The following is a 12,930-nucleotide window of genomic DNA, read 5'->3' on the forward strand; positions in this document are numbered from 1 at the left end:
TCTAAGCTCATTGTGAACAAACTTATTGAAATCTTTATGAAAAGTATAGTTAATAAAGAAGTGATATTAGGCTCAGTTTAAAAGCCTGAAATAGCTTCCAATTGGATGGGAAGTCTGAAGATGAATGTGGGGAATGATGACAGCAAGAAAAGATTATTCTTGCTACGGAGATAATGTGGTAGCGAATGATAAATAAGAGGACACATCCAGGGGAAACCTGAGCCAGACATCTCAACGATTAGAGTGGGAACTAGCCCTATGCCTTATACAATTCCTAACAACAGTTGCGTTGGATGTGACAACTGCCGTCCCCAATGTCCTACGGGTGCAATCAAACTAGAAAACGATGAATACTGGATCGATCCTTGTCTTTGTAACAACTGCGAAGGCTATTATCCGGAACCGCAATGTGTAATAGCTTGTCCGACAAAATCTCCGATGCCTTGGCAGGCGAAAAAGGGGAGATGTAAAGTTGAACCGAGAGACGCTACCAGCTCAGATTTATTTTCCAATGGTAAGAGTAACCCATTTGCTTCTGCGATCGCAATTTGGGAAGCTTGCAACGTATTGGCACAACGTACATCTTTGAACTGGCAAACCGATGCTGAAGGTTACTTGTGTTATGGCCGACAAGTCAAACAAGGTCGGGGAGCGATCGCTTTTCACATCCAAGATCCATGTAAAGTTAGCGATCGCGTCACAGACTTAGCAGCAATTGAAGAACTTGACATTAGAGCTGCTTGCATTCATTTGATATTTGCAGCTCATGCTACAGCTTTAGAGCAACCTTGGGAACAGGAATTTGCGATCGACGAACGCCAAATTGAGAAATATTTAGGCTTAGAGAAACGCAAAGACCTAAGTAAAAATGCCAAGCTAGCTTTAATGAAAAACATCGTGCAACAAACTTGCTCGTTAATCGTTTCCATTGACTGGCCCCAACAAGGTCGAGTTCAAGGATTCTCAGTTAAACAGAGCCGCTTGTGGCACTTGGTAGACATTCAGCACCACTTTCAAGAAGACAACATGGGGTGCAAATATTTAGTCGGACTAACTTTTAAAGTCAGAGCAGGGATATGGGCCCAGTATTTCTCAAACAAACAAGCATGTAAAGAGCGTACTGGATTCTATCAATACGGTAGTCTACCCAAAACGCTGTTAACTACTGTAATGAGCATTTGGCAGCAACATGAAGGAGCAGTCAGACTAATGCTGTGGTTGCTGTTTAAAACTAAAATGGGTAAAGAACAACGCATCACAGTTCCTACCTTACTACGCATCGCTTACGGTGAAGAAAAAGTCGCCCTTGCTGCCAGACAACGAGAAGAACGTAAACGTTTGCTGCGAACATTTGAAAATGATTTAGAAGTTCTCAATCATCTTGGCATTAAACCAATTTTCGATCCTGTAACTTACCCACCAGAAATTCAACCATTGTGGGCCAAGTTAACGGGTATTCCAGAAGATCCAGATGAAGCATTAGAATTTTGGATTAATGATGGTGGTGGTGAAAACCGTCTCACAGATACAGGCCCTCGTGGCAAGTGGAATCTGTTGATGAATGCACGAATTTTATCTTTTGAACTACCGCCAGAATGGGAACAACAAAACTCTGAATCTGAGAAAAAGCAGCGGCGAACTATCAAGTCTAGAAGAAAGCCTAAAACCACAGGTGATTTACTTGGCGAACAGATTTTGCAAGCGCGGCAAAATTTGAAACTTTCTCAGCGGGAATTGGCAAAGCTCACAGGTAAAAGTCAAAGCTGGATTCGAGATGTAGAAAATGGTCGGTTAAAAGCCAAGTTAGAAGACCAAGTACTGTTACGAAAAGTCCTAAATATTGCTTAATTGAAATCTGCAACTATAGATACACGCTGATAATTATCCCCATCATCAGCGTGCATCAGTAGTTGCATGACAACACTTTTGTCTTCTGACGAAAAGGAACAGAGCAACCTTTGCTAATTTCTAACTTTTAGATTAATCATGTCCAACTGAAGTAAGAGGGTTAAGTTTAGGGACTCATCACAATAAGTAGTTATACATTCTAGTGAGGACAATGTATGAAACGCTTAGCATCTATTGTGATGGCTTTATTTTTAGGAACAGCTAATGTTGGAGTTGTTTGTTTGGACTCCCAAGCTGCACCAAGAAGGCAAACTTCTCCAACGCGAGTTTACCGTCAAAATCGTCTAAGACCTCATTCTTCGCGTTATAACCGTCGCGGATATACACAAAATCGAGTGCGGCGTGGTCAAGAGCGTATTTCACCCCGTACAACTCCTCGCCCAGTATATCGTTAGCGCTTCTCCCTTTCTGAAACTTTTGGTATCCTTGCCTAACTCTGCAAAGACTTTTAAGAGATACGCTCACCTACCACCGATATATAGTCTGTTTATGAGCAGATAGTTCAGACAATCATTATTTAATATGCCCTAACATCTTCTTCAACGATATGTTAAGGTGTTTTTCTTTCTATTATTGTGCCACTTTGGCTAGCAATATCGAGTTCTGACCAAAGCGCTACATGACAATCTTCACACTCAACGATCGCTATAAATTATCGTATTAACAGTTTTCTGCCCATAGTTGAATCAACCAATCTGCTGGCATGAAGTTATCAATCTCGATATGAACTGCGATCGCAGTTAATGTATTATGCTTGTGAGCAAAAGTGGCGATCGCCATCCCACCAATTTTACTGATAACTAACCACACCTGTGTGTCCTACGACTTGCGGTGCATCAACCTTTAACCCCATTTGCTCATAACGCACAGTTAAAGTTGGCTGACCTAAACCTATCTCAGAAAAAGGACTTTCGGCAAAGACTTCCAACTGAGAACCAATCAAACCCAACAGAGATTCACATTCAAAAGGAAACATCAGCAAATCAGCACTCTTTGCACTGAAACTAGACGCGCTGAACCGTTGTCGCCACGCAAAATTTTGTTGATTGTAATTTAAGCTACACAGCAGTTGGTTTCCCCGACGCACAGTGACACGCTTTTCTTGTTCCCAAGTAAATTCTGCTAGTTCCTTGGGTAGTCCCCAAATTTCTTGACCACCAGCCACTGAATCAGCATTATCTACATAAATGTGGGAAACCCAAGCGCCTATTTTACCTCGATAATTCACGACAGCAGGCGCAACAATTAATTCACTGTACTCCAGTATTGAGCCTGAACCGTAACAGGATAAATAAACGCTTCCAAGGGTTTTACCGGGCCATACAGGGATAATCTTGAACTCAGCAGGGATAAGATGGCGCGATCGCTCAATATCGACCAAATGCAGAGTTTGGATAGCGTAGCCTTGAAGTTTCCAAGGTGCTGGTGGATATGACATAAAAAAATTGAGAGTTAAAAGCTACAGGAATCTGACATCTCTTAATTACGAATTACGAATTAAAATAACTCCTAACTCCTTAAAAAAAAATCCCCACCCAGGCAAATGCTTGGATGGGAAATATTGAGTAGGGAAGTTGTCGTCTTCCCTACACTATTGGAGGAATTATTTGTTGTCACTCTCAGTGAAATCTGCGTCAATCACATCATCACCGCTACCAGAGGAGGTAGAAGAACCGCTATCTTGAGGGCCAGGGCCAGCAGCAGCGTCGCCACCAGCTTGTTGATAGATGTTGCTACCAACAGCGAACAGTGCTTGTTGCAGTTCTGGAGTCAGCTTTTTAATTTGCTCGTCATCTTCTTTAGCAACCGCTTCGCGCAGTTCTTTCACCAAACCTTCAACTTTGGTTTTGTCAGCTTCGGGAACTTTATCGCCCAATTCTTGAAGTTGCTTCTCGGCTTGGTATGCCAAAGAGTCAGCTTGGTTTTTACGTTCAATTTTCTCGCGGCGATCTTTGTCAGTAGAAGCATTTTGTTCGGCTTCTCTGACCATCCGATCAACATCAGTTTTATCTAGGGTGGAAGCACCAGTAATGCTGATGGACTGTTCTTTACCAGTACCTTTATCCTTAGCGGTGACATTCAGGATACCGTTGGCATCAATGTCGAATACAACTTCGATTTGGGGTACACCGCGTGGTGCTGGAGGAATGCCATCGAGGCGGAAGGTTCCCAAACTCTTGTTATCGTTGGCAAATTCCCGTTCGCCTTGGAGGACGTGAATTTCTACGTTGGTTTGTCCATCCACAGCGGTAGAGAAGACTTCCGACTTCTTGGTAGGAATTGTCGTGTTGCGGGGGATAATCTTGGTCATCACACCGCCCAAAGTTTCTACACCCAATGACAGTGGTGTTACGTCTAACAGCAAGATACCGGACACTTCATTGTTCAGTACCCCTGCTTGAATAGCTGCACCGACTGCCACAACTTCATCAGGGTTGACGCTTTGGTTAGGATCTCTACCCAATAACTGCTTCACTAACTGTTGTACAGCGGGAATACGGGTAGAACCACCAACTAATACTACCTCGTCAATGTCACTTTTGCTCAACTTGGCATCTCGTAGCGCATTCTCAACAGGAATACGAGAACGGTCAATTAAGTCAGAGCAGAGTTCTTCAAACTTGGCACGAGTTAAGGTTGTATCCAGGTGCTTTGGCCCGTCTTGGGTAGCGGTGATAAATGGCAGGTTAATTTCCGCTTGGGTGACGCTAGAAAGCTCAATTTTCGCTTTTTCTGCGGCTTCCGTCAGACGTTGCAAAGCTTGCTTATCTTTCCGTAAATCGATGCCTTCGTCTTTTCTGAATTGTTCAGCTAAGTAGTCAACGATTTTCTTATCGAAGTCATCACCACCAAGGTGGGTATCACCAGAAGTAGCTAACACTTCAAATACGCCATCACCGACTTCTAGGATGGATACGTCGAAAGTACCACCACCTAAGTCAAATACAAGAATGGTTTCGTTGCTCTTCCTATCAAAGCCATATGCCAGAGAAGCAGCGGTAGGCTCGTTAATAATCCGCAGAACTTCAATCCCGGCAATTTTGCCAGCATCTTTGGTGGCTTGCCGCTGCGAGTCGTTGAAGTATGCCGGAACAGTGATTACAGCTTGGGTTACGGTTTCACCAAGGTATTTACTAGCATCTTCTACTAGTTTGCGGAGAACTTGGGCAGAAATTTCTTCTGGAGCAAATTGCTTACCTGCGCCTGGAGAATCCAGCTTGACATTACCGCCGCTGCTCAACACTTTGTAAGAAACTTCGGTGGTTTCCTTAGTGACTTCATCGAAGCGTCGTCCGATAAAGCGTTTGACGGAGTAAAAGGTATTTTCCGGGTTCATCACCGCTTGGCGCTTGGCGATTTGACCAACTAAGCGATCGCCGTTTTTCGCAAATGCAACCACTGACGGTGTTGTCCGAAAACCTTCTGCGTTAGCAATAACCGTGGGTTTACCACCTTCCATCACTGCTACGCAGGAGTTAGTCGTACCTAAGTCAATTCCAACTACTTTTGCCATTTTAGGTGCTGGCTCCGTATAACTACAAATGAATGGGAATATAAAGAACTAAATCTTGAACCAACCGATTGAAGAAAGCAGTCATTTCAGCATCAATAACCTTTTCTTCGGCTTTGCTGGGGTTGAGACTCCAGGTTATGCTGATATATATACTGAGCTTATATAGCCAGTCCATGAAGGGTGGTTTCCCGAACCCTTGATGGGACGGTTAATCTTAAAGATTGCGTTTAGTTGGTTCATGGATTGATTTGCTTTCACTCTGTCTAATTTATGAGAATTAATACCATGAGTAATTAGGGTGAACCGTATCATCAAAGTGGTGTTTGCCGTCTTTAGGAGTAATAAATCATAGAGTTACTGAGGCCAGACAGGCATCAAAAGCAGCGATCGCTCTAATAATTCCGTGAAATCTCAGTTAAACCACAGATATTTATCAACAGAGCATTTTGTATTATTCATGTAATAAAATTGTATTTAGAAAATGCTAGCTCCATGTTGATGAGGTCTGTAGTTTAATTCGCATTAAATTCAGTAGTTATGCCTGCTGCGATCGCATTTTCTTATTTTTCATTTTTAATTGTTTATGCTTTGTATGGGCATGTTAGCTGAACAAAACAAATCCATCGTGCTTCAAATGTATAAGTCCTTTGACCAAGGTAATTTAGAGCTAGCGCAGGAATTTCTCGCCTCGAATTTTATCGCTCATATACCTGGTGCTACCGAGCCACTTAATCGTGACACCTTCGTGCAAAACGTACTCATGGTATTCCGCTGTGCCTTCCCTGATGGGATTCATACCTTTGAAGACACGATCGCCGAAACAGATAAAGTCGTAACACGGGGAACATTCAGTGGCACTCATCACGGAGAACTACAGGGCATTCCTCCCACAGGCAAGCGAGTCACGATTCCATTCTTTCATATCGATCGCATCGTAGATGGTAAACTCGTGGAACACTGGGGACAAAGTGACTTACTAAGCTTGATGCAACAAGTTGGAATAGTTCTACTACCAGGGCCAGGTCTGATTACACGAAAATTATATTTTGCGATCGCTTCCATTACACATAAATTCAATAGACAAGCATATTAAGCTAAATAAATATCATTATTGTTATTAAGTTTAATAATTTTATTATGGTTACTCTGTCACCTACTCTTAAAGTTAGACTCTCCCAACCCCTAAAAATCGGCTCTTTTGAAGTTAAAAGCCGAGTTCTTCAATCGCCTTTATCTGGGGTGACAGATATGGTGTTTCGCCGCTTAGTACGTCGCTATGCACCAGATTCGATGATGTATACGGAAATGGTTAATGCTACGGGGTTGCACTACGTCAAGCAGCTACCCAAAATTATGGAGGTAGACCCCAACGAAAGACCAATCAGCATTCAGCTGTTTGACTGTCGTCCAGATTTTTTGGCTGAAGCAGCAGTCAAGGCAGTGGCTGAAGGTGCTGATACTGTTGATATCAATATGGGGTGTCCGGTAAATAAAATTACCAAAAATGGCGGTGGTTCTTCATTATTGCGACAACCAGAAGTGGCTGAAGCAATTGTGCGGGAAGTGGTGAAAGCTGTTGATGTACCAGTGACAGTTAAAACCCGCATTGGCTGGAATGACAAAGAAATCACGATTCTCGACTTTGCCAAGCGGATGGAGGATGCTGGGGCAAAAATGATTACAGTACACGGACGCACCCGCGCCCAAGGGTACAATGGCAATGCCCGCTGGGAATGGATTGCTCGTGTGAAGGAAGTGCTTTCTATCCCGGTGATTGGCAATGGCGATATATTCTCGGTTGAAGCGGCGGTGAAATGTCTAGAGCAAACTAATGCTGACGGGGTAATGTGTTCCCGTGGAACTTTGGGTTATCCCTTTTTGGTGGGAGAAATCGATCGCTTCCTAAAAACCGGGGAAATTTTACCACCACCAACGCCAATTCAGCGCTTGGAATGTGCCAGAGACCATTTACAAGCTTTGTGGGAATATAAAGGCGATCGCGGTGTGCGTCAAGCCCGCAAGCACATGACTTGGTATGCTAAAGGTTTTGTTGGTGCTGCCGATTTGCGCGGACAATTAAGTGTCATTGAAACAGTCCAGCAAGGTTTGGATTTGATTGACAAGGCAATTGAACAGTTAACTCATGGTTATGAACCAGTAGAAGAAGCAACTAATTTTCAAGTTGCGTGATACATTTGTTACTGATAGATTTCTGGGTTGACACAATAAGGCAGACGATCGCCTCTAAGTCCAGCAATCAAGTTTGCGATCGCCATCTTTGCCATCTTTGAGCGTGTCTGACGGCTGGCACTACCAATGTGGGGCGTAATAATTAAATTATCCAGAGTCAGCAACGGGCTATCATTAGGAATTGGTTCTGGTTCGGTCACGTCCACCGCAGCTGCCGCAATTTTACCATTTGCAAGCGCTCGATATAAGGAATCTGTGTCTACAACAGTTCCCCGTGCCGTATTAATTAGGATGGCTTCTGGCTTCATCAAATCGAACTGGCGATCGCTAAAAAGATGATAAGTGTCATCACCTCCAGGGGTATGAAGCGTTACAAAGTCCGACTCTTGGAGTAATTGTTCCAATGGTACAAACTCCACACCCAAGGAGTTTTCTAATTCCGGTTCCCATTGGTATGTACTCGCATACAGAATTCGCATATCAAAACCTTTTGCGCGACGGGCAACTGCTTGACCAATGCGACCAAAACCGACAATTCCCAAGGTAGCACCTGTGATGTTAGGCCCCAGTAGCAAATCCGGTTCCCAAGTTCGCCACAAACCTTTACGAGTAAAACGATCCGCCTCCACTACTCGCCGTGCTGCTGCCATCAGTAATGCCCAAGTGAAGTCCGCAGTAGCATCTGTCAACACATCAGGAGTATGCCCAACCGGAATCCGTCTTGCAGTAGCTGCTGCGACATCTATATTGTCGTAACCTACTGCAACTTGGCTGATGACTTTGAGATTTCCTGCTGCCATCAGTTGTTCATCAATTCGGTCAGTCAGCAAGCATAGCAATCCATCTATAGCTTTAACTTTTTTCAACAAAACATCATAGGGAGGTGGTTGGCGCTCTGTCCAAACTTCGACATTCGCAACCTGTTGCAGTTGCTCTAATCCGACGGGAAGGTGACGAGTGAGAAAAACTTGAGCTTCCGGCATGGTTGAGTTTTTTGATTTATTCTAGGGTGTAGGGTAAAACAGCAAGTAAACCAAAGGAACATTAAGAAATCTTACATAAATTTGCTGGGCAAAAGGTGTCTGACATCCTCAAGTCCAAAAAAGGAAGTATTAAACAGGCTCCACTTCCTGAAGAATCTCCTAGTTGGGATGAGTTTGGTGAAATGCTTTGGGAAGAAATTGAAGCGGGAGCAGAAGCAAATCAACCAGGCTTTAAAGTTATTCGCAAGTTGTTAAGCGATAAAAGATTTGACAAATGAAAAGTAATGGATTTGGTAAATTAGTTAGATTTTTAAATCAATTAGAACAAGAACGAATTAGTTACAGCCTAGCCCATCATCGGGATGAAGCCGTGATGGTGAATTTGGTGGTTCCTGGGGAGAGATGGGAAGTGGAATTTTTTGAGGATGGTTCGGTAGAAGTAGAACGATTTGTGAGTAATGGAGAAATTGATGGAGAAGAAGCTTTGACTCAGTTATTTACAATATATTCACAGCCAGAAAATAATTCTGCAAAATTCACTCAAAACACCAATTTCGCAAGCACAACCTGATATTGAACGTCTTGAAAATAGCAAGTGGGGAGGAGGAGAGAGTATTAACAACTGACCCTTCAGGTGACGCTCATGCGTCGCTAGCGCTGTGCGCTAAGAGCGCCCCGCTTCGCTAACGCTAACGTCAGTTGTTCATGGGGGAAACCACGGCAGGTGCTTTATGCCGGGTAACCCGTCCACCGCACTGCCGACCCAAGACCACACTGACTCACAACTGACAACATTGACTATATATAGCTAGCGAAAGCTGGCTTGATTTGTGTAGTTTCAAATTTCTTGATTGAGGAATAATCAGTTATCTCACAACCAACACTCTTAACATTAGCCAACATTAACTCATCGCGTTGATGCCAAACTGCAAATATTTTTTCTCTGCCATCATAAAATGTCTCTGGATCGATTTGATAAACCTGATTTTCTCGTTTTAGCTTTAAACCCAACAGATTTAATAGGCGGCTGAGTATTTTGATTGGCGAAACACTTTCTTTTCCCCTCACTAAATCAATATCCAGTACTCTTTTAATTTGTTTATCATGCTGAAACACCAATTCTTTCAGCAATATTAGATCGGTATCATTTTCAAGTAATTTTCTTTCTATTTCTAGAAATTGTAGCATTCCTAAAGCTCTCATCGCTTCAACTTTGAAGGTGTATGTTTTTAAATCGGGTAGAAAAACTTTTCCCTCACCCCAAGACAATTGCTGATGCCATTCTTGCCGATCCCTGAAGTGAAAATACTCACTTTCGTGGGTTAGATAATAGTGAATTAACAATTGAGAATAATAGCCTTTCTCATCTTGCAATTTTAGTAGAGGAGTGACTGCAATACCATACCTTTGCCTGAGAATGTATTTATGAATTTGGTTGCGTTCCTCATCAGTTAGAGAATGTTTGGCTAATAACTGCTCGTATTCTACGTAATCAATATCCCTAGCATTAGCTACGGTATTTGCAGTAACTAATTGATTTTGCTGTTTAATTTCTTTAATGTGACGTTTAATTTCTTTAGCTTTTTGTCGTTTATCTACCCAATCTTTTTGTACTTTGACAATTTCTAAAATCAACCTTTTACGAGTTTCTACATCACTAGGTTCAGTTGCTAAAAAGGCGAGTCTTAAGTCTCGAATAATATTATTATGAACAGCATTACTCCGTATCCAAATTTGATGACCATCTTCAACTAAACCATCTTGCATTGATTGGCGGTAAAGACGAATAGAAGCGTTTACCCTTGCAGACAACTTTGCCCAGGTACGCAAATGAATAGGGTCATATACTAACGGCAAATCTACATCTATTTTATGCAATGGGCTAAGCAAAGCTAGGTTTTCTTTTTGATTTTCCTGATACCAGTCAGACAGTAAGCGATAATTTGTACTACCACTGCCAATTAAGCCAATTCCTCGCTTCGCACACCAGACAATTCGCGGCACATCATCCCGTACTCTGGCTAATGCTTGTCGTGCTTCTGAGTCAGGAATCACTCCTTGAAAAATGCCATAAACACGGTCAAAATGCTGGACATCGATACTAATACCTGTACCAAGGCTAGGAGTGACAAAAACTGTATTGTATTCAGTAATTTTTTGATTGATAGCTGCTACAAAATCAGCTGCTGCATGACCTGGTGTGTTTGTCGTATGACTGCTAACTACTAGGGTTTTAGGAAATCGCTGCCGTAACTTTTCTAAACGTGCTTTGAGGTAACGTTCGATGGTTTCGCAACTGTAACGTCCAGAGCGACTATCGGTCGTAACATAACATTTACGCCCAGCAAGTAAATCTACCTCCAGTTGATGAATTAGCGGTGTTGGGTTAGGGGAATCATAAAAAGTCACATCCCAACCTCGCTGTGGTTTCCATTGATTCACAACCACCCAAGGCGTTATTTTAATTCCTGCTAATCCCTGCAAATATTCTAAAGATACATCTGATAAATCAGCATCTTGGGCAATTACTAATCCTCCAGTTCGCAAAACTGTAGAAATTAGTTGCTGAAATAATTTTAAAATTCTAACACGTTTATGTTTACAAGTATTACTATTGAGTAAATGCCACAACGATTGCTCTACTTCATCTAAAATTACTACCGCACCTTGCCAATCTTCAGGGTTAATTCTCCAAAGAGAATCAATACACAACCCAAAAGATTTGCTAATTGGTAATGAATAATTCCTAATTGGGTATTCAGATTCTTCTATGTCCGATTGTCCATGTCCTATTCCCCATTGAATACCAATTTTTTCACACAAAAACTTTCCTAATTGGATTCTATGAGTAATTAATAAGATGGGTCGATTAATACTTTTTGCTTGATTAACAAGGGCTTGCAATCCTGTGGTTTTACCTGTTCCTTTTGCTGATTTGACTCCCACTAGTCCAGAAGTAGGGAAAGATATTGCCTCTAAATAGGGACGGTTAAGAGTAAGTGCAGCCGGAATGGTTAACTCGGTATGGAGTTTGATTTGGGCAAGATAAATTTCTAAATCAACGCTTTGGCGATAAATCTTTTCAAAAGTGTTTGCACCTTTGGCAACAATAAATTCATCAACACCTTTTTCTATTCCTGGAAGTTCGATAACTTTCACAGGACATTTTTTAGCTTGGAACAAACAACCAAGTTGAGAAATAGCATTATTTATCGCGGCAATTTTTTTTGGTTGAGTTTCAAAGTCAAAACAAATATAAAAGGTACGTTTTGTAATCGCAAATACCGCTAAGTCAGGAATAAGTTGGCGACTAGTAACTTTGCCAAATTTATCTTTGACAACCCGATAACCGCTGGTAATTCCAGGAATTGCGATCGCAGCATATCCTTGTGATAATAATGCCGCTGCTTTCTTGACTCCCTCGCAGATAATTACCGGGATGTTATGTTCCATCACCCATTGCCAAAAACCCACAGCTTCGCCATTAGAGTCAATGCTGATATCGCTGGGCATTGCCAGATTATAACGCTGGGAGACTTGCTGCCAGATTTGTAGTGTCACCCGCAGACAAAACACCCGTGTTGGCGTACTGGGGGGATGTTCGTACTTAATGGACTTGCCTTTATCGTTCATTCGGGGTTGGTTTGGCTTAAAACACCCCCATTCCATGAATTGCCAATTCTTTAGAGGATCTAGTCCAGAACACCACCAACCGCCTGCCGCAACATGGGTGTAACGCTGTAACCAACCACTTTTAACCATGCCAGTGTTGGTGCGAGGGAGATGCTCAGAAATTAATAAATACTCATAAGCGGTTGTATCTTGGAGAGACTTAAAATTAAGCTGCACCAAGTTTAAATTGATACCACTGCTCTTGACTAATTCCTCAAGATGTTGGGGCTGTAAATAGTGCAGATGCATGGGGCGAACCGCGAACGGAATACGATGGATTTAAAATTTACCATGCATTTACTCTTTTGTTATAGAAGATATTATGAGGGTTTACTGTTACTTTTTTTACTTCGTTCCAGGAGATACATCGGTGAATGGTAAAGGGAGTTGTTTTGTATAACTGTGTTGATGAAGTAATAACCTTGTACTGTGATATTTAATTACTGTAAATTTTTATTTATCAGTAAATTTTCTAAGTAGACTGATTAACACATCTGCGGAAATTTAACAATCAGGCTTTGTTAGGATGAGTAGACAAACAGTAGCTTACGTTTATACATAAGTATTTGAGAAATTGTAACAATAGTAACAGAAGTCATCTGGCTAGTTATAAAAAGGGAGTGTGGACTAGCTACCAATGCAACTTCGTCTTAGTGCCTTTAT

At 42.0% G+C, this 12,930-nt stretch carries 12 protein-coding genes; 6 read left to right on the plus strand and 6 right to left on the minus strand.

All coding sequences use genetic code 11. The features are described 5' to 3' along the window. Window positions 1-258 precede the first annotated feature (258 nt). Together RMY31_RS36930 and RMY31_RS36935 are read left to right on the plus strand one after the other, a co-directional pair. Window positions 259-1,848: a helix-turn-helix domain-containing protein gene (locus tag RMY31_RS36930; protein WP_322657362.1), complete on the plus strand. Its 1,590-nt coding sequence runs from the start codon at window positions 259-261 to the stop codon at window positions 1,846-1,848. 215 nt (window positions 1,849-2,063) lie between these two features. Next, window positions 2,064-2,303, plus strand: coding sequence for a hypothetical protein (locus RMY31_RS36935; RefSeq protein WP_322657363.1), 240 nt, complete (start codon window positions 2,064-2,066; stop codon window positions 2,301-2,303). Window positions 2,304-2,568: 265 nt separating this feature from the next. Here the strand turns inward: RMY31_RS36935 and RMY31_RS36940 are convergent, their stop codons facing one another. The 4 genes from RMY31_RS36940 to RMY31_RS36955 form a co-directional block, all read right to left on the minus strand. After that, window positions 2,569-2,718, minus strand: a complete 150-nt coding sequence (locus RMY31_RS36940) for a hypothetical protein (protein ID WP_322657364.1) — start codon at window positions 2,716-2,718, stop codon at window positions 2,569-2,571. After that, window positions 2,699-3,346 carry an acetoacetate decarboxylase family protein gene (locus RMY31_RS36945; protein WP_322657365.1) on the minus strand — a complete coding sequence of 216 codons (648 nt, stop codon included), beginning with the start codon at window positions 3,344-3,346 and terminating at the stop codon, window positions 2,699-2,701. Before RMY31_RS36945 ends, RMY31_RS36940 begins: the two co-directional genes overlap by 20 nt. A gap of 165 nt (window positions 3,347-3,511) precedes the next feature. After that, entirely contained in the window at window positions 3,512-5,422 is a 1,911-nt protein-coding gene (gene dnaK, locus RMY31_RS36950; RefSeq protein ID WP_322657366.1) for a molecular chaperone DnaK, read from the minus strand. A 22-nt stretch (window positions 5,423-5,444) separates the two neighbouring features. Beyond that, window positions 5,445-5,597: a hypothetical protein gene (locus RMY31_RS36955; protein WP_322657367.1), complete on the minus strand. Its 153-nt coding sequence runs from the start codon at window positions 5,595-5,597 to the stop codon at window positions 5,445-5,447. A 459-nt stretch (window positions 5,598-6,056) separates the two neighbouring features. Here RMY31_RS36955 and RMY31_RS36960 point away from each other — a divergent pair, with 459 nt between their 5' ends. Together RMY31_RS36960 and dusB are read left to right on the plus strand one after the other, a co-directional pair. Then, on the plus strand, window positions 6,057-6,515 hold the full coding sequence (locus RMY31_RS36960) for an ester cyclase (RefSeq protein ID WP_409879838.1): 459 nt from the start codon (window positions 6,057-6,059) through the stop codon (window positions 6,513-6,515). A 44-nt stretch (window positions 6,516-6,559) separates the two neighbouring features. Continuing rightward, entirely contained in the window at window positions 6,560-7,612 is a 1,053-nt protein-coding gene (gene dusB / locus RMY31_RS36965; RefSeq protein ID WP_322657370.1) for a tRNA dihydrouridine synthase DusB, read from the plus strand. An 8-nt stretch (window positions 7,613-7,620) separates the two neighbouring features. Here dusB and RMY31_RS36970 read toward each other — a convergent pair whose 3' ends face one another. Further along, window positions 7,621-8,595: a D-glycerate dehydrogenase gene (locus RMY31_RS36970; RefSeq protein WP_322657371.1), complete on the minus strand. Its 975-nt coding sequence runs from the start codon at window positions 8,593-8,595 to the stop codon at window positions 7,621-7,623. Between the two features lie 95 nt (window positions 8,596-8,690). On the opposite strand from RMY31_RS36970, the gene RMY31_RS36975 reads away from it, so the two are divergent. Both RMY31_RS36975 and RMY31_RS36980 read left to right on the plus strand, forming a co-directional pair. Continuing rightward, window positions 8,691-8,873, plus strand: a complete 183-nt coding sequence (locus RMY31_RS36975) for a hypothetical protein (RefSeq protein WP_322657372.1) — start codon at window positions 8,691-8,693, stop codon at window positions 8,871-8,873. Then, complete coding sequence (locus RMY31_RS36980; RefSeq protein WP_322657374.1) at window positions 8,870-9,166, plus strand: hypothetical protein; 297 nt, start codon at window positions 8,870-8,872, stop codon at window positions 9,164-9,166. Before RMY31_RS36975 ends, RMY31_RS36980 begins: the two co-directional genes overlap by 4 nt. A 227-nt stretch (window positions 9,167-9,393) precedes the next feature. Here the strand turns inward: RMY31_RS36980 and RMY31_RS36985 are convergent, their stop codons facing one another. After that, window positions 9,394-12,516: a plasmid replication protein, CyRepA1 family gene (locus RMY31_RS36985; protein ID WP_322657375.1), complete on the minus strand. Its 3,123-nt coding sequence runs from the start codon at window positions 12,514-12,516 to the stop codon at window positions 9,394-9,396. Window positions 12,517-12,930 lie beyond the last annotated feature (414 nt).

The organism is Dendronalium sp. ChiSLP03b (assembly GCF_034531165.2).
GTDB lineage: Bacteria > Cyanobacteriota > Cyanobacteriia > Cyanobacteriales > Nostocaceae > Dendronalium > Dendronalium minutum.